The following is a 19,346-nucleotide window of genomic DNA, read 5'->3' on the forward strand; positions in this document are numbered from 1 at the left end:
CTCTTTTTTCGCTTTGTTATGACCCATTAAAGCCCAGACATCCGTCAAAGCAGCTTTAACCTTTTTAAATCTTAAAATATTTCTTATCTTTATTTTTAGATGATTATTCAAATTAAAACAACCATCTGAAACAAAAAAGAGCGGCCTAAGCCGCTCTTTTTACATCTTATTTACGTTTACGCTGAATCGCGTGAATTGCACGCCCATCGACTGCAAGTGCAGCTTCGTGAACGACTTCAGAGAATGTCGGGTGACCGAAAGTCATTAACTGTAGGTCTTCAACACTTGATACGAACTCAAGTGCGATCATGCCTTGGTGTACGATGTCAGACGCAGCAGGTCCAATCACGTGCATACCGAGTAGACGATCTGTCCTCGCATCAGCAACAAACTTAACAAAGCCTGCGTTTTCACCAGCAGCCATTGCACGACCATTTGCAGCGAAACCAAATTGACCTGTTTTAACTTCGTGGCCTTTTTCTTTCGCTTGCTCTTCTGTTAAACCAACCCACGCCGCTTCTGGGTGTGTGTAAATTACAGAGATAATAGTGTCATAGTTCACTTGAGCTGCATGACCGTGGATACGCTCAACAGCCATTACGCCTTCTTCCATTGCTTTATGTGCAAGCATTGGACCACGTACCAAGTCACCAATTGCGTATACACCTTCAACTGAAGTTGCACACCAATCGTTTACTTCAACTAGACCGCGCTCAGTGAGTTTAATGCCTGAATCTTCAGCCAATAAACCTTCTGCATATGCTTTACGGCCCACACAAACGATCAATTTATCGAAAGTTTGAGTTTTGTCTTCGCCGCCTTGAGTGTACTTAACAGTAACTTCACGACCATTGACTTCTGTACCAGCAACTTTAGCGCCAACACGGATATCAAGGCCTTGTTTAGTCAATACTTTTTGGTAGTCTTTTGCCAAAGCCTTATCAGCCATTGGCAAGAATGCATCCATTGCTTCAAATACAACAACTTCAGCACCTAGACGACGCCATACTGAACCAAGTTCAAGACCAATTACACCCGCACCGATTACGCCAAGACGTTTAGGCACTTCTGGGAACTCAAGCGCACCAGTAGAGTCAACAATAATGTCTTGGTCTACAGGAGCAACAGGAATATTTACCGGCACAGAACCCGATGCAAGGATTACATATTTAGGTTCTAAAATTTGAGTTTCACCTTCGTGAGATACAAACTCAACTTTCTTACCTGCAAGTAATTTACCTGTACCTTTTAACCATTCGATACCATTGCCTTTAAGTAGGCCATCAATACCCATCGTCAATTGGTTAACAATTTTGTCTTTACGATCAAGCAGTTTTGCAAGATCAAATTTCACTTCACCAGTCGTAATACCGTGGTCATCTAAGTGATGAACGGTATCTTCATAGCGGTGAGATGAATCAAGTAATGCTTTAGATGGGATACAACCCACGTTTAAGCAAGTACCACCTAAAGATGGTTTACCTTTATGAATACGTTTTTCAATACAAGCTACTTTAAAGCCTAATTGAGCAGCGCGGATAGCAGCTTCATAACCACCAGGACCGCCACCAATAACAACTAAATCAAATTGAGACATGTGTATCTCCAAAAATGGGCTTAGAGGATCGCTCTAAGCCCATTGCATTATTCTGAAGTATTAAAGATCAAGGATTAGCTTAGCTGGTTCTTCTAACAATTCTTTGATTGTTACAAGGAAGCCTACTGCTTCTTTACCATCGATTAGACGGTGGTCATAAGAAAGCGCTAAGTACATCATTGGCAAGATTTCAACTTGACCATTTACAGCCATAGGACGTTCTTGGATTTTATGCATACCCAAAATCGCAGTTTGTGGCGTATTTAAGATAGGTGTAGAAAGCAAAGAACCGAAAGTACCACCATTAGTAATAGTGAATGTACCGCCAGTCATATCTTCAATACCCAATTTACCATCACGCGCTTTACCAGCGTATGCACGGATACCATTTTCAACTTCAGCATAGTTCATGCGGTCAGTATCACGAAGAACTGGAACTACTAGACCACGGTCGCTTGATACAGCAACACCGATGTCGTAGAAACCGTGGTAAACGATGTCATTGCCATCAATCGAAGCGTTTACAGCTGGGTAGCGTTTAAGTGCTTCAGTTGCTGCTTTAACGAAGAATGACATGAAGCCAAGACGTGCCCCATGGCGCTTTTCAAAAGCATCTTTGTATTGAGCGCGCATGTCCATGATTGGTTTCATGTTTACTTCGTTGAACGTAGTCAACATTGCAGTTTCTTGAGTTGCAGCAAGTAGACGTTCAGCAACACGCTTACGAAGACGAGTCATAGGAACACGTTTTTCGATACGTTCACCAACAGCAACGCTTAATGGCGCAGCAGCAGGAGCAGTTGGTTTAGCTTGATGGTTTGCAACATCTTCTTTAGTGATGCGACCGCCACGGCCAGTGCCAGCAACGTCAGCAGCAGCAATGCCAGACTCAGTCAATGCTTTACGCACTGCAGGAGCTTGATCAGCAACAGGTTGAGCACGTTCAACAACAGGAGCAGCGCCCGCTTGAGTTTGCGCAGCAGCTTGTTCTACTTTCTCTTCTGATTGAACAGCTTGAGTTTGAGCAGCGCCAGAAGCAGCACCTTCTTCAAAAGTCGCAATCACCTCAGCAGAAAGAACTGTATCGCCTTCGTTTTTAACGATTGCAGAAATCGTACCGTCAGCAGGAGCTACAACTTCTAAAACAACTTTATCTGTTTCAATATCACAAATCACTTCGTCACGTGATACTGCTTCACCTGGTTGTTTGTGCCAAGTTGCAACTGTACCGTCAGCAACTGACTCTGGGAATACCGGTGCTTTAATTTCGGTTGCCATTATTAAGAATCTCCTGTTATTCAGCTACGATAGCTAAAGCATCATTTACGAGCTGAGCTTGTTGTTTTGCGTGCAAATATGGTGAACCACAAGCCGGTGCAGCAGAAGCTTCACGACCTGCATAACTAATACGAACTTGTTTGCCCGCTTTCATCACGTCGTCATAAAGACGCGGAGCGATGAATAACCATGCACCTTGGTTCTTCGGTTCTTCTTGAGCCCAAACCAATTCTTTAACGTTTGGATATTGTGCCAGAACTTCAGCAAGACGTGCTTCTGGGTACGGATACAATTGTTCAATACGAACGATTGCTGTGTTGTTCAATTCTTTTTCACGACGTTTTTCAAGTAAGTCGTAGTAAACCTTACCACCACAAAGCACTAGACGAGTTACGTCTGACTTGTTGATATTGTCAATTTCATCGATCACAGTTTGGAATGAACCATTTGCAAGTTCTTCTAAAGTAGACGTTGCAAGTTTGTGACGAAGAAGAGACTTCGGTGAAGTCACGATCATTGGTTTACGGATTGGACGAAGTGCTTGACGACGCATCGCATGGTAAATCTGCGCTGGTGTAGTCGGTGTGATCACTTGCATGTTTTCTTCAGCACATAGCTGTAAGAAACGCTCTAAACGAGCTGATGAATGCTCAGGACCTTGACCTTCAAAGCCGTGTGGAAGAAGCATAGTCAGACCGCATACACGTTCCCACTTAGTTTCGCCAGACGCGATGAACTGATCGATTACAACCTGTGCACAGTTTGCGAAGTCACCAAATTGCGCTTCCCAAATGACAAGGCTCTTCGGAAGAGTCGTTGCATAACCATATTCGAATGCAAGAACCGCCATTTCTGACAATAATGAGTCATAAATAGCTGTACGTGGTTGGTTTTCTTTCAAGTTACATAATGGAATGTAAGTTGAACCATCTACTTGGTTATGAAGTTTTGCATGACGGTGTGAGAATGTACCACGACCAACGTCTTCACCTGTTAAACGAACAAGGAAACCTTCATCTAGAAGAGACGCGTAAGCTAATGTTTCAGCAGCACCCCAGTTCAATGGCATTTCACCAGTCTGCATTTTCAGACGGTCATCAATCACTTTAGCAACCTGACGTTGCATCACGAAGCCTTCTGGAAGCTCGCGCATTTTCGCACCAAGCTCTTTTAGACGTTCGATTGGGAAAGTGGTATCCCATTTGTCTGTGTATTCGTGGCCTAGGTAAGGTTTCCAGTCCACAAACATTTTTGTATTTGGCTCAAGTACCAACGCATTTGCAACGTGTTTACCTGCTTCAAGGTCAGAACGATACTGTTCAACCATTGCATCAGCAGAAGCGCGATCAATAACACCTTCTTGTACAAGCTTGTCAGCATAAAGCGTACGTGTAGTCGCTTTTTTATTGATGATTTGATACATCATTGGCTGAGTTGCAGCTGGCTCGTCGGCTTCGTTATGACCACGACGACGGTAGCAGAACATATCGATTACAACGTCTTTACGGAATGTATGACGGAAATCGTGTGCCAATTGAGAGACAAATAATACAGATTCAGGATCATCACCGTTCACATGGAAGATCGGTGCTTGGATCATTTTCGCGATGTCAGTACAGTATTCTGTAGAACGCGCATCACGTGGGTCAGACGTAGTGAAACCAACTTGGTTGTTTACAACGATATGAACTGTACCACCCACGGTATAACCGCGAGTTTGTGACATTTGGAAGGTTTCTTGGTTTACACCTTGACCTGCAAATGCAGCATCACCGTGAACGATGATTGGTAATACATCATCACCACCGATATCTTTACGACGTACTTGACGTGCGCGTACAGAACCTTCTACTACAGGTCCAACGATTTCTAAGTGTGATGGGTTAAACGCTAATGCCAAGTGAACTTCGCCACCCGGAGTCATGACGTTTGAAGAGAAACCTTGGTGGTATTTAACGTCACCAGAGCCTTTTTTATGCAGAGATTTACCTTCGAACTCACCAAATAGATCAGCTGGGTTTTTACCCATGATGTTTACAAGAAGGTTTAAACGGCCACGGTGAGGCATACCGATAACCACTTCTTTACAGCCTACTGAACCTGCGCGTTGAATAAGTTCATTCACCATAGGAATGAAAGATTCACCACCCTCAACACCGAAACGTTTCGCACCAACAAATTTGTTACCAAGATATTTTTCTAGGCCTTCAGCTGCAGTTAGACGTTCAAGGATGTGTTTTTTCTGGTCTGCAGTGTAGCCAAATTGACCACGAGTACCTTCAAGGCGTTGTTGAATCCAACGTTTTTCTTTTGTATCAACAATGTGCATGTATTCAACACCAATCGAAGCAGTATAAGTTGCTTCCATTGCTTGAACCATTTCACCAAGTGTTGCTTCAGACTTGCCGATTGCAAGGTTACCTGTATTAAACACAGTATCTAAGTCAGACTGAGTTAGACCGTGCGCAGCAAGATCTAGATCAGGCACGATTTCACGTTTTGCAAGACCAAGTGGATCTAATTTTGCGTTTTGATGACCACGGTTACGGTATGCAGCGATCAACTGTAATACACCGATTTGACGGCGTTCATGCTCAGAACTTACTGCACTTTGCACTACTGGCTGAACACGGCTTGAATTACGGCCTAATAATAGGAATTGCTCACGTACATTGCTGTGTGGTTGATCACCTTTCGGGAATTTATCGAAGTATTCACGCCAATCAGCCTCTACTGAGTCTGGAGCCGTTAGATACTGCTCATAAAGTTCTTCAATATACGCTGCACTGTCAGCGCTAAGTTCAGTGTCAAGACGCAGTGCGTCAGCAACTTCTTGCATTTGTGGACCCATTTCCTATTGCAAAACATTTCAGGATGCTTTTTAAGCGAACCCATGATTAGTAATGTCAAATTGGTAATATGACATTAGTCCCCATTAGGCTTAAGCCTTGAGGCGTTATCACTACATTAGGATTACCCAATGTGATTAATGAACAATAACGCCCTCAGCGGCATCATTACTCATTGAGAAATACCCGACATAAATCGGGCAATTTTTGCAAATCATCTTAGAAAAAATATTTTTTTCGCAATTATCTTTTCTAAAACGACTTTATTAACATTTATATACCTTCTACAGCGCTTAAATTGTAGAAAAAATGTACCTAATTCAAAGTCATTTTTTACATATAGTGATACTCTAAATGCTAACACGTTCGAGCATTTTCAATTGATTTTTTTGACACATACCTCTCATAAATTAGCGAAATACACTGTTTGTATTTTCATCTATGATATGGTGCTACATATAAAATGATCTTTCAATTAAGACAAAAGTCTACGTTCGATTATTACCTCATCTCATATACAAAAACAAAAGAGAGCTGACATTCCTATCCTCTCTCTTTTTACTACGTTACATAATAACATCTTCTAATCCTTTTGACAGACTTGAACGAGCGTTTCATCAATAAATAACCATTTATCTATCACTTTATACTTTTAATTCACTACGTTTCTATGAAATCCATTTATAACACTCTGCAATGACAGCGAATAACTTTCACTATCATCACTTTTATATATGACAAAAAAAGCGCACCCAATGGTGCGCTTCTTTTTACTGCTAAATCTATTAACCTAGATCTAAAAGCATATTACGGATGTGACCGATTGCTTTAGTTGGGTTAAGACCCTTAGGACATACAGATACACAGTTCATGATACCTTTACAACGGAACAATGAGAATGGGTCGTCAAGACGAGCCAAACGCTCTTGAGTTGCTGTATCACGAGAGTCAATGATGAAGCGATATGCGTTCAACAATGCTGAAGGACCCAAGAACTTGTCTGGGTTCCACCAGAATGATGGACATGAAGTTGAACAACATGCACAAAGAATACATTCGTACAAACCATCTAAATGTTCACGCTCTTCAGGAGACTGCAAACGCTCTTTTGGAGGCGCAGGCTGATTATTGATTAGGAACGGATGGATTTTATTGTACTGATCGTAGAACTGATTCATATCTACAACCAAATCTTTAATTACTGGAAGACCTGGAAGTGGACGAATTGTGATCACTTCTGGTAAGTCGTTTAGGTTCCAAAGACACGCCAAACCATTTTTACCATTAATGTTTACACCATCAGAACCACAAATACCTTCACGACATGAACGACGGAATGTTAATGATTCGTCTTGAACTTTTAATGCTAGAAGTGCATCAAGCAACATACGATGCTTATCAGTCAACTCTAGTTTAAAAGTTTGCATGTACGGAGCTGCATCCTTATCAGGATCGTAGCGGTAGATATTAAATGTACGAGTACCTCTACTCATCTTACTTCTCCCAATTAGAATGTACGTGGTTTAGGCGGAATAGCATCTACAGATAAAGGCTTGTAACGTACTGGTTTGTACTCAAGACGGTTATCTACAGAGAACCATAAAGTGTGTTTCATCCACTCATCATCACGACGACCGTATGGGTAGTCAGCATGATCAGGTGGTAATTCAAAATCTACCACTGTATGCGCACCACGACATTCTTTACGTGCAGCCGCAGAAATCAGTGTCGCTTTCGCAACTTCATACAGGTTTTCAACTTCTAGAGCTTCAACACGCGCTGTGTTAAATACTTTAGATTTGTCTTTCAAGTGAATGTTACGTACACGTGGTTCGAGCGCAAGAATCTGTTTCACACCCTCTTCAAGAAGTGCAGATGTACGGAATACACCAGCGTGATCTTGAACGATGTCACGGATTGCATCTGCAACTTCTTGAGCATTTTCACCAGAAGTTGATTCATCAAGATGACGAACACGATTCAAAGTTTTTTCAAGAACAGTTGTAGGAAGCGGTGCATATTCATCACCGTGGTGTTTAGTTACATAGTCAACAATATGTTCACCAGCAGCTTTACCAAATACAACCAAGTCAAGTAATGAGTTTGTACCTAGACGGTTAGCACCGTGTACAGATACACATGAACATTCACCAATTGCATAGAAACCTTTCACTGGTTTAGTGAAATCACGGTCACCCGCATTGTGTGAGTACACACCAGTTTCTTTATTGTAGTTCGCAACCAAAGCTTCAGTTTCACGAGATACAGGAACAACCACTTGACCATGAATATTTGTAGGAATACCACCCATTTGGTAATGGATTGTAGGTACTACAGGAATTGGCTCTTTAGTGATGTCAACGTTCGCGAATTTCTTACCAATCTCAAATACAGATGGAAGACGTTTCATGATTGTTTCAGCACCAAGATGCGTCATATCAAGCAAGATGTAGTCTTTCTTAGGACCACAGCCACGACCTTCTTTAATTTCTTGGTCCATTGAACGTGATACGAAGTCACGAGGTGCCAAGTCTTTCAGTGTCGGAGCATAACGTTCCATGAACGGCTCACCAGCATCGTTACGAAGGATCGCACCTTCACCACGACAACCTTCTGTCAACAATACGCCTGCGCCCGCAACACCTGTTGGGTGGAATTGCCAGAATTCCATATCTTGTAATGGAATACCTGCACGAGCTGCCATACCAAGACCGTCACCAGTGTTGATATAAGCGTTAGTAGATGCACGGTAAACACGACCAGCACCACCAGTAGCGAACAATGTTGCTTTACCTTGGAATACTGCAATTTTACCTGTTTCTTGGTCAATTGCTGTCACACCAAGCACATCACCCTCTTCATTACGGATCAAATCAAGTGCGATCCATTCAACGAAGAATTGAGTACCCATTTTCACGTTGCTTTGATAAAGCGTATGAAGAAGAGCATGACCTGTACGGTCGGCAGCAGCACATGCACGTGGAACTGGTTTTTCACCATAGTTCGCAGCATGACCACCAAACGGACGTTGGTAAATTGTACCGTCAGCATTACGGTCAAATGGCATACCTAGGTGTTCAAGCTCATATACAACTTGAGGCGCTTCACGAGTCATAAACTCAATTGCGTCTTGGTCACCTAACCAGTCAGAACCTTTAACTGTATCGTAGAAGTGGTAGTGCCAGTTATCTTCTTGCATGTTACCAAGAGATGCACCAATACCACCCTGCGCCGCAACAGTGTGTGAACGAGTTGGGAATACTTTAGTCAGTACAGCAACTTTCAAACCAGCTTGAGCAAGTTGGTAAGAAGCACGCATACCTGAACCACCACCACCAACGATGACTGCATCGAAAGTTAGGTGTGGAATATTTGTGTAATCTTCTTTAGGGGTTATAGCGCCCATGATATTTTCCTATCAATTTGCCCAAAAAATCTGGATCGCCCAGATCGCGTATGCAAATACTGCAACAATCACTGCAGAAGTCAGCACTAAACGCAGACCGTTTGCTGAAGGACCCATTTGACGAGTAGTCACATAGTCAGTGAATACTTGCCACATACCAATCCAAGCATGCGCAACAAGAGATAAGACAGACAATAAAGACATAATCTTCATTGGTGTTGTCATCATAAAGCCATACCATTGCTCAAAAGTGAATCCGCTATTGCAAAGGATCCAGCCCAGTACAACAATAGTATAAACAGCCAATACAACGGCACTTACACGCTGGATAAACCAATCGCGAGAACCTGATCCTGTTAAACCTGTAGCACTTTTCATTAGAGAACAATCCATACAAATGCTGCAACAATACCGATTGCAGACAAGATCAATGAAATAGTAGCTGCGATACGACCACTTTGAAGTTCTTCAGCAACGCCAAGATCTGCAAATAGATGCTTGATACCACCAATAAGGTGATAAATTAAGCCGGCTACAAATACCCATACGACAAAACGCACAATAAAGCTATCAAACACAGCTTGAACTTGCGCAAAACCTTCAGGTGAAGATAAAGATTTGTCTAAAATCCAAAGAAGGACCGGTACGAGTAAAAATACGATAACACCTGATAGACGGTGTAAAATTGATGCAATAGCCACAGGGGATTTTAAGTTTACGTCTAAAACTTGACCCATGGACAAATTGACAGGTCTGTTGCTTTTCACAGCGGGCATCCTGTAAGTAAAAACTCCATCCGGAGTTTGTTGGAATTAATTCGTAGGAAAGCTAGCATAGTCAGACATTACAATATAATAAACTCTGCAGCTGTCTGATCTTATAAACGACAGGGAATTATAAAACGTGAACTTTCAAAACACAAACGAAGACAATTAGGAATTTTGCAAAATATCCTTAAATAAGAATCATTAACAATAACTTTTCTAAAAAAAAATACCTTATTTATCTAAGAAAATCATACTATGTTATTGGTTTTAATAAGTTAAATGTAAGTTTCACTTATTGTTTTTGTGTGTATATGGCGATTTAAACTTTTAGACTAAAGATGAACAAATCTAAATCTTTCTTTTCCCACTACATTTTAAAATCTTCCAACACATTCGCCAAGCCATAATCATAAAAATAAATGTGCATCATTTTCTCAAATAATAAAACTCAAAGATCATGAAACGAAATAAGTACTTAGTCTGTGCATAAAAATCTTAGCAACAGCAAATCTGTTTAATAAAACGCCATTTTTTACCTTTCCAATGACAAAAATGCTCATTTATTGATCTTTTAAAGGCGTTTAATTAACTATTTTTTAACCAAACGAACTTTTTTTTTAGTACGATTAAGTCGTTTTAATTATGAATAAGAAAAAAGCAATTTAGAGCCACAGATGTGTGTAAGTTACGAAAATTATAATAATTTAATGAAATAGCGGTCTTGTAATTCATATTTGTTTCAGAGTTTTTAAGAATTAAAAATTGCTTACAATTAAGGCAATAGGCTTTTTTTAATCTGCACCTCCCCTGCAAATTGACTTATTATACTGCGTCGGCACTGTGATTTTACTCATTTTTTAAGCGGATGAATTGTGCTTCATTTCAAGGAATGATCCTCAATTTATATCCATAAGTATAATTGACAAAATTTCAGTTCCCTCTAATCTTAGAGCAAATTTTTGATCTGTCTGATTCTCGCATTAAAAGATTAGTACTGAGTCAGATAAAACATTCACCAGGACAGGAGATCTATTGAATGTCTGAAGCAACTGGCAAAAAAGCCGTTTTACAGCTTGATGGCAAAGAAATTGACTTACCAATTTACAGTGGCACTCTAGGCCCAGATGTAATTGACGTTAAAGATGTGTTGGCCGCAGGTCACTTTACTTTTGATCCTGGTTTTGTCTCAACGGCTGCTTGTGAATCTAAAATCACTTTCATTGACGGCGGTAAAGGTGTTCTTCTACACCGTGGCTACCCAATCGACCAGCTTGCTACTAAAGCAGACTACTTAGAAACTTGCTACCTTCTTTTGAACGGCGAGCTTCCTACTGCTGAACAAAAACAAGAATTCGATGCTAAAGTTCGTAACCACACTATGGTTCACGATCAAGTTGGCCGTTTCTTCAATGGTTTCCGTCGTGACGCTCACCCTATGGCGATCATGTGTGGTGTTGTTGGTGCGCTTTCTGCGTTCTATCACAACGGTTTCGATGTTGAAAACATTGACCACCGCGAAATCACTGCTATTCGCTTAATCGCTAAAGTTCCTACTTTAGCTGCTTGGACTTACAAATACACAGTAGGCCAACCATTCGTTTACCCACGTAACGACTTAAGCTACGCAGAAAACTTCTTGTACATGATGTTTGCTACTCCTGCAGACCGTGATTACAAAGTTGACCCTATTCTTGCTAAAGCAATGGACCGTATCTTCACGCTTCATGCTGACCACGAACAAAACGCGTCTACTTCTACAGTACGTCTTGCTGGTTCTACTGGCGCTAACCCATACGCATGTATCGCTGCGGGTATCGCGGCTCTATGGGGACCTGCTCACGGCGGCGCGAACGAAGCTGTTCTTAAGATGCTTGACGAAATCGGCACTGTAGAAAACGTTGCTCCGTTCATGGAAAAAGTGAAAACTAAAGAAGTTAAACTCATGGGCTTCGGTCACCGAGTTTACAAAAACTTCGATCCACGTGCGAAAGTAATGAAAGAAACTTGTGACGAAGTCTTAACTGCTCTTGGTATCAACGATCCACAACTTGCTTTGGCTATGGAACTTGAACGTATTGCGCTTTCTGACGAATACTTCATCAAACGTAACCTATACCCTAACGTAGACTTCTACTCAGGTATCATCCTTAAAGCGATTGGTATCCCAACAGAAATGTTTACCGTAATCTTCGCTCTTGCACGTACTGTTGGTTGGATCAGCCACTGGTTAGAAATGCACAGCGCACCTTACAAAATCGGTCGTCCTCGTCAGCTTTACACTGGCGAAACTCAACGCGATATCCAAGGTCGTTAATTCGAAAGAATTGTGCGAATCTAAAAACCGTCCTTTTGGGGCGGTTTTTTTATGCAGCTAGATTTATTTTGCGCTATTGAACAGACCCATCTGACTGAATTTTCCAACTCAATCATTAGATAAAACGATGCATCACAAGCTATAAAGTATGGTGTATATTGCTGAATGTATTTTAAATCGCCATTTTCTAGAAAATCTCACACTGTTTCATCAGATAGCGTCATAAAAAAAGCCTAATTTCACGTAGAAATTAGGCTGTAAACAAAAGGTTTAAATATTGATGATCCTTTATTTTGGCTTATTGAGTTAAATAACTTTTATTAAGCAACCTTCTCTAAGCAACCGTCTCATAGTCTGCCAAGTCTACCTGTTTAAGACGCTGCTTTAACTGTTTCAGTGACCACGGCCAAGCTGCAAAATTGCGGCCATTGGCATCTAAGTAATAACTCTTACAACCGCCACTATTAAAGACCGTAGTCTGTAAATGCGTCTGTACTTTTGCATTGTGATAGGCCAATACATTTGGCTTAATTTCAAGCCGTTGTATCTTCTCCTGTTTCATTTTTACTAAAGCATCAACGATATACCCAACCTGTGCTTCTGCAATCCCAATAAATGAGTCATAAACCAAAATATTTGGCCCAAGCACCAAGAAGGCATTAGGTACTTGCGCGATACTGGTACCCAAAAACGCTTCAGGAGAACTGTTTTTCCAAAGTTCTGACAATAACTCCCCTTTGGCATTTTTTACACGTTGCCCAATCGGCGGATGAGAAACTTCAAAACCTGTGCCCCAAATAATGACATCGACTTCATGACGTTCACCATTCGCAGCAATAACAGTATTACCTTCTATTTCGACTAAACCATGTGGTACAAGTTCGACATTTGCTTGCTGCAAAGCAGGATAATAGTTATTGGCAAATAAAAGACGCTTACAACCAATAGAAAAGTTTGGTGTAACTTTTTCACGTAATTCAGCATCTTGAATTTGTGTTTTTAACAACTGACGACCCAAATAATTCACAGGCTCTAAAAGCGAAGGATTACGTAGTCCTAAATTAATACCATTTAATATACCGGCCACACTTTTGCGCCAAGTTTCTTGCACTGTTGGAAAGCGGGTAATGATGCCTTTCGCACGGTCATTCAGTGGCAAATCTGCTTTTGGCAATACCCATGGTGCGGTACGTTGAAACACCACCACATTTTTGGCAATAGGTTGAATCTGAGGAATAAACTGAATCGCAGATGCCCCCGTACCAATCACCGCAATACGTTTATCTTTTAAGTCATAGGCATGGTTCCATCGCGCAGAATGGAACATTTCACCTTCAAAGCTTTTAATACCTTTAATTTTTGGAATTTGAGGTTCAGTAATCGGCCCAGTGGAAAAAATTACCGTTCTCGCCGCATACTTACCTTTACTGGTCTCCAATTGCCATTGCTTTAATTCCTCATTCCATTCCGCTGCAATCAATTCACAGTTGAACTGAATGTTGCGATAAAGCCCATGCTGCTCCGCAACATCTTCTAAATAATTCAGAATCTCAGGTTGCTTGGCAAATAAATGACTCCATTTATGACTCGGCGCAAATGAAAACGAATATAAAGCCGAAGGAACATCACATCCACAACCTGGATAGGTGTTGTCGCGCCATGTTCCTCCCACGCGATTGGCTTTTTCCAAAACCACATAATCGGTATAACCCCGTTCATTCATTTGATGAGCGGCAGCTAAACCGGATATCCCCGCACCAATCACAATGGTATCGTAGACACGCACTTGATTTTCTAGGCTTGGTTTTTCTAGGCTAGGCTCTGACTCTGATTGGTCTTGTGCTGCTTTTTTTGCTTTGGCAGAAGACGTTACAGGACGACGTGCATTAGTTTGCGTTGTTGCCTTTTTAGTTTGAGTTTTCTCTTGATCTAATGCTTTTACATCTTCGTCATGTAATTGTGTCGGCATATTCATGCTTTTGCTCCCGACTTTTTAATATAGTTGTTAAATAAGGGATAACCCACCCCCAATAAGCGGGTATAGGTTTGCGGGGATAGACGCTTTAACCACCAAAATAATTTGGCATCAGGTTGCGGAATGGTATACAACTTCCCTGCATCTAAATTATTCAATGTCAAATCGACGACATCGTGGCTCGTCGTAAATGCATGATTCATCAGCAGTTGATCAGCCAAGCCTGAATATCGATTGGGCAAGCGTCCATTTTTCATGATATTGGTCGGCACCAAAGTTGGACATAGTACATTCACACGGATATTTGCCGATCTGAGCTCTGCCGATAAAGTTTCAGACAATGCCAACACACTCGACTTCGTCACGTTATATGCTGTCATTTCGGGTGCTGCGGTATATGCCGCAGCAGAAGCAACATTAATAATCGCGCCGCCCTGCTTATTTTGTTTCAACTTGGGTACAAAATAATGGCAGCCATGCACCACACCCCACAAATTGACATGCATACACCACTGCCAGTCGTCTAAACTCAGCTCATCAAATTTACCACCCAGCCCGACACCTGCATTGTTGATCACCAAAGTCACAGCATGTCCCATCAACTGCTCAGCTTGCTCTGACAGTGCTTTAACTTCTTCAGCCTTACCTACATCACACTGCACTGCATAAGCATTTGATGAGGTCATGGATTGAATTTGATCCACTGTTTCTTGTGCTGCCTCTAAATGAATATCGGCACAGACCACTGTTCCGCCACGACGAGCCAACTCCAAAGCGAAACTTCGCCCAATACCACTGCCTGCACCTGTGACCACCGCATAGGCGTTTTCACTTGGCTTGTTCTTTTTTCCAAATAGACCCATGGTTTTGTCCTTTTATCGTTTTAATGCTGGTGTAAATTCTTTGACAAAATAAGGTGTTAACACGCCATCAACAGGGTTCAGCAAACGCTTTTTGTAATATTCAAGAAATGCAGAAGTGTCATGATCATTCGGGTGAAAACTTGGTCGTAGATAGTCAAAAATATGCCCGAGGCTACTGCCATAAACACCATCTCTTAGACCAAAAATCAGCTGGAAACTGCGCGGAACATCTTTCCAGTAGCTTAGGCTAATCAAATTTGATGGCTTTCTGTAGAACGGGACAATCGATGCACCAATTGAAATCAAACCCAAAATGGTAATTAATGCAGGGAAAAAGCCAGCAATACGTAAAGCATAATTACCTGATAATTCTTGATAAACATCATAGGCAATGTCTTTGTGTTCAGACTCTTCCAACATATGCCACATCCAAATGGCGCGCTGCTTTTCATCTATTGAATTAAAAAAGATTTCTTCATGATTCATCATGTATTCCGCAAGCACTGCGGTGAAATGCTCAATTGCTGCCATTAAGGATAACTTCATTGGCTGTGGCATACGTTCAAAACCATAGGCAAAGACGTAGTGTTCTAACTTTCTAAAAAATTGCACAGGCAGATTTCTTGCGCGATACGCTTCATTCATTTCTTCATGCATACGTGAATGAATGGCCTCTTGCCCAATCAACGACGTGACACGTTGTCTTAATACAGGATCTTGAATAAAGTCGCGATGATATCGAGCAGTATCAATCACTAAATCTTCGCCACGGGTTAAGAAAATAGATAAAGATGCAAAATAGGCACTGGCCAATTCTGCATTCATATAAAATTTTGGATCAATTTTTTCTGGTTCGAAATCAAATTTCATATGACGAATAGGAACAACGGCAGACTGTTTTGTTGGGTCAAAGACAGGGCCTGCAAATACGCGTGCTAAAGTTTTTTTTATCGGTTGAAAAGCGCTCATGATTATGCTCTCAATTTGGGTGTTTCCCCTTCATTGACTTCATGTCGATTGAAGGAAAAACACATAGATTGAGGATCAAATTAAGTGAGATAGATCACTAGACCATTAGCAAAACCGACCTCTCGATTTGCAAAAATGCTCAAATATTTTCTTTGTCAGACAATCTTTAAAACATCGATGCTGTATGGCTCAAAAGCTTGTCATTAAAGGTCATGGCGTATTTTTTGTGAGGCACGATTATTAGATTTTTTGCACTTCGCCAGTCGCAGATTGATAGACCCATTGATGATCAAACAGGCTGTCGTCTAAATGATCCAGTTTAAAATTACCGATAGCCACAGCATAGAATCCATTGCCCTGCTGCTTAAAATGTGTGATCTCTTGCATGAGTTCTTCAGTCAGTTGACCCATAATAAAGTCGGAAATCACCACCACATCGGCATGTACAAAATTCGGTTGTTTCAGCATGTCCACGGCATGATTCATCGCAGGGATAATATCCGTCCCCCCATGAAATGACTGCCCTAAAAAGTGAATGACATCATCCAAAGCACTATTATGCTGTAAATTCAGCGCAGTTAAATTGGTCGAGAAATTCACCAAATACATCGCTCGCTTTTCTTTTAGCGCTCGAATGGATAAATATAGACAAATCGCTTTGGAAATCAGTTCAGGTTGTCCATTCATTGAGCCACTGGTATCTAAGCAGACAATCATCGGGCCTTTTTGTCCGACTCGACGCTGTGTATGGCGTGGGTCTACGATCACCCGTCCCTGTTGCTGACCTTGTCGATTAAAACTCATCAGGTTAGATTCTAAATATTTCAAATCAAATAAAACCTGCAAGTCTGGATCGGCTAATAGCGCCAACTCGCTAGGTAAAGCCATACTGAGTTCTTGTGCCAATTTAATTCCAGTAATTTCCTCTTGCGCCATCGGGGTGTGAATAAGCTGCTGTGGTTCTTGTTCTAACTGAGCAGCAATCCGCTTACGTGGCATATTCGGCTGTGCGCTTCCAATCATTTGACATAGGCGTTTAAGCGCCCGATCTTGCTCGAGATAATTGGCCCATTGCTCAAAGTTCTGTACATCGTGTTCTGTTAATTGCCCTTTGGAATAGTCCAGAAAAATCCCAGTTTCAAAACCGACACTGTCATGGTGCTTGACCATTTTCGACAATGTCGCAAGAAAATCTTTGATTTCATCTAAAAAGGCATCGCGTTGTAACCTGAGCTGCTCAAACTCCCAATGCGCAATGGCTTCGGTCAATTTACGTTGCCATTTGCCTTTGAATAGCTCTATTTGTAATTGACGCTGCTGCTCGGTCTGCAACGACTGTTGGCTCTGTTGCCACATTTCAGTGAATTCTGGAATCCCCAAGGTTTGCATGAAGGCGGCATATTCAGTGTGGAATTGAACAAAATCGCCCTGCTCCCAATGGTTTAACACAAGCCAATGTTCCAATTGCTGCTGCGCCACTGCATAGGGATGCTGCTGATCTAAACTCGACTTTGCCTGAAAAGCCCATTCCTGAATTTTTTGATCGAGCTTTTTTGCAACTTTATGATCATCCAACCAATGTTTTAAGCTCGATTGTTTTAATTCATCATAAAGCTGCGAACTTAATTCATCGAGTGCCGATTGGGTTTGTTGTCGTGTCGGTTTTAATTGCGACATAACTCTTCCAGACGCTCACAATCTTGCAACTGCAATTGATATCTTGCCAATTGCTGCTCAATAGATTGAATTAAATCTTGAATATCCTGTTCAGTAACAAAGACCGATTTAAACTGATGCTTTTGACTGTTAAAGCGTTCCGTCAACAGATCCAATTCTGTTTGAAAATGCGCTTTAAGCTGTTGAGTTTCTTGTAATAGCTCATATTGGCTTTGTGCTGAAAGTGCGCTGCGCGGACTGCCTTTGGTATGTTTTATATACGGCGTCACCACTTCCTCTAAGCCGTAATATCCACCTTTTAACGTACACACTCTTGAACCATTAAAATTACATACGATGCCACGCACTTCTTCACCAGTATCATCTAAGGCAAAGAAGTCCTTTTTCGTATCCATTTTATCCAGTTCGAGATACAACACTTTATCTTTATAGTGTCGATCTAGATTGGTCACTGCACGCAAGTAGTCAGTGCCATGAATTAAATAACTCTCATACACATCATCAGTATAATAAAAATGATTGAGCACCCGCTGTTCAAGTGCATCCTTCTCTGCCACATGCTGTTCGAACTGCAACCCGTAATTTAAGCTATTTTCAGCCAAGACTTCATCTATCTGCTGCGAAACAAAAGCGATGTCTTCAGGCTGATTCCATAAGCAATGTTTTAAAATTAATAAATCACTCAAAATCACCGATGGACGATCATTTAAAAATGCACAGGTTTTGACTAAATAAGCCACACGTTGCCAACGACGGTCAGAGACATAGACCACGTGATCTTCAAAGTTATGGTTGAGTCGAGTTTTAAGTTGATCAAACAGATTTAAAATCGATTCGGGTAATTCCACCTGATAAATCTGTTCCCGCCAATCTTGCAACTCCGCTTTTTTTATTTTTAAGGTCGCATCGACTTCAACACTGACTTGACTCGGCTTGGCCTGTAACAGCGCATGAAAGTTTTCTGCAACAGCAATCGGCGGCACTTCTAAACGCAAAATAAAACGATCATACAATGCATCTAGACCTTGATTTGGTTCGGGAATTTCATTCGATGCACTGACCAAAACATTCAATGGAACTTTTTGGACAATGTCACCATTTTTAAAACTCCGCTCATTCACCAAGGTCAGTAAAGTATTTAAAATCGCAGGGCTGGCTTTCCAAATTTCATCTAAAAAAGCAAAATCTGCCCGTGGTAAATAATGTTCTGTTTTACGAATATATTGATCTTCTTTTAAGGCTTTGATCGATACCGGTCCAAAAATTTCTTCCGGTGTACTGAAACGATTCATCAAATATTCAAAGTAGTCATGGACTTCAAAAGCAGAGGCGATTCGACGTGAAATCAAACTTTTTGCTGTGCCGGGCAAACCATATAAAAAGGTATTCATGCCCGCAACACCAGCCAACAAACTCAAAGCAATAATCTGCTCACGTTCATACATATTTTTGCTGATTTCAGAAATTAAAGTATTGATCCGTGCTTGCATCTGACTATCTGTTTGACCGAAAACTGAATTGTAACGCCCTAACCGATTTTTCGCTGTAGCAGATGCAAAAATATCGCTTTTTAAATACAGCGCAACAGCGCGATATCTTTTTTTCAGGTTATAGTTAAACTGCACATCCCTTTAGAGATTTAGACACCTTT

The 19,346-nt window shown here is 41.3% G+C and carries 13 protein-coding genes; 1 reads left to right on the forward strand and 12 read right to left on the reverse strand.

Annotated features, from left to right (window positions below; all coding sequences use genetic code 11):
• Positions 1-166: 166 nt before the first annotated feature.
• From lpdA to sdhC, 7 genes are all read right to left on the reverse strand, one after another.
• Positions 167-1,597, reverse strand: a complete 1,431-nt coding sequence (lpdA, locus tag FTT92_RS08605) for a dihydrolipoyl dehydrogenase (RefSeq protein WP_180171875.1) — start codon at positions 1,595-1,597, stop codon at positions 167-169.
• 60 nt (positions 1,598-1,657) lie between these two features.
• Positions 1,658-2,875: a 2-oxoglutarate dehydrogenase complex dihydrolipoyllysine-residue succinyltransferase gene (gene odhB, locus FTT92_RS08610; protein ID WP_180171876.1), complete on the reverse strand. Its 1,218-nt coding sequence runs from the start codon at positions 2,873-2,875 to the stop codon at positions 1,658-1,660.
• A gap of 16 nt (positions 2,876-2,891) precedes the next feature.
• The gene (locus FTT92_RS08615) at positions 2,892-5,714 is read right to left on the reverse strand and encodes a 2-oxoglutarate dehydrogenase E1 component (protein WP_078193297.1); all 2,823 of its coding nucleotides are present in this window, start codon (positions 5,712-5,714) and stop codon (positions 2,892-2,894) included.
• Between the two features lie 795 nt (positions 5,715-6,509).
• A complete protein-coding gene (locus tag FTT92_RS08620; protein ID WP_078189905.1) occupies positions 6,510-7,217 on the reverse strand; it encodes a succinate dehydrogenase iron-sulfur subunit in 708 nt (235 codons plus the stop codon).
• A gap of 14 nt (positions 7,218-7,231) precedes the next feature.
• Positions 7,232-9,130, reverse strand: a complete 1,899-nt coding sequence (sdhA, locus tag FTT92_RS08625; RefSeq protein ID WP_078192991.1) for a succinate dehydrogenase flavoprotein subunit — start codon at positions 9,128-9,130, stop codon at positions 7,232-7,234.
• Positions 9,131-9,142: 12 nt separating this feature from the next.
• The gene (gene sdhD / locus FTT92_RS08630; protein ID WP_078192992.1) at positions 9,143-9,508 is read right to left on the reverse strand and encodes a succinate dehydrogenase, hydrophobic membrane anchor protein; all 366 of its coding nucleotides are present in this window, start codon (positions 9,506-9,508) and stop codon (positions 9,143-9,145) included.
• A complete protein-coding gene (gene sdhC, locus FTT92_RS08635) occupies positions 9,508-9,906 on the reverse strand; it encodes a succinate dehydrogenase, cytochrome b556 subunit (RefSeq protein ID WP_078192993.1) in 399 nt (132 codons plus the stop codon). The genes sdhD and sdhC overlap by 1 nt, the downstream gene beginning before the upstream one ends.
• 1,027 nt (positions 9,907-10,933) lie before the next feature.
• Between sdhC and gltA the strand changes: the two genes are divergently transcribed.
• Positions 10,934-12,211 (forward strand): citrate synthase, encoded by a 1,278-nt coding sequence (gene gltA / locus FTT92_RS08640; protein WP_078189909.1) that lies wholly within the window; start codon positions 10,934-10,936, stop codon positions 12,209-12,211.
• 334 nt (positions 12,212-12,545) lie between these two features.
• Here gltA and FTT92_RS08645 read toward each other — a convergent pair whose 3' ends face one another.
• The 5 genes from FTT92_RS08645 to FTT92_RS08665 all read right to left on the reverse strand — a co-directional run bounded on the left by FTT92_RS08645 (position 12,546) and on the right by FTT92_RS08665 (position 19,320).
• The gene (locus tag FTT92_RS08645; protein WP_180171877.1) at positions 12,546-14,186 is read right to left on the reverse strand and encodes an NAD(P)/FAD-dependent oxidoreductase; all 1,641 of its coding nucleotides are present in this window, start codon (positions 14,184-14,186) and stop codon (positions 12,546-12,548) included.
• Entirely contained in the window at positions 14,183-15,049 is an 867-nt protein-coding gene (locus tag FTT92_RS08650; RefSeq protein WP_111884406.1) for an SDR family NAD(P)-dependent oxidoreductase, read from the reverse strand. The genes FTT92_RS08645 and FTT92_RS08650 overlap by 4 nt, the downstream gene beginning before the upstream one ends.
• Before the next feature lie 12 nt (positions 15,050-15,061).
• Positions 15,062-16,018, reverse strand: a complete 957-nt coding sequence (locus FTT92_RS08655) for a metal-dependent hydrolase (protein WP_111884407.1) — start codon at positions 16,016-16,018, stop codon at positions 15,062-15,064.
• A 240-nt stretch (positions 16,019-16,258) separates the two neighbouring features.
• Positions 16,259-17,695, reverse strand: coding sequence for a VWA domain-containing protein (locus FTT92_RS08660; protein WP_180171878.1), 1,437 nt, complete (start codon positions 17,693-17,695; stop codon positions 16,259-16,261).
• Positions 17,683-19,320 (reverse strand): AAA family ATPase, encoded by a 1,638-nt coding sequence (locus FTT92_RS08665; RefSeq protein ID WP_373684108.1) that lies wholly within the window; start codon positions 19,318-19,320, stop codon positions 17,683-17,685. The genes FTT92_RS08660 and FTT92_RS08665 overlap by 13 nt, the downstream gene beginning before the upstream one ends.
• Positions 19,321-19,346 lie beyond the last annotated feature (26 nt).

This window comes from Acinetobacter sp. YH12023 (genome assembly GCF_013420135.1).
Lineage (GTDB): Bacteria > Pseudomonadota > Gammaproteobacteria > Pseudomonadales > Moraxellaceae > Acinetobacter > Acinetobacter amyesii.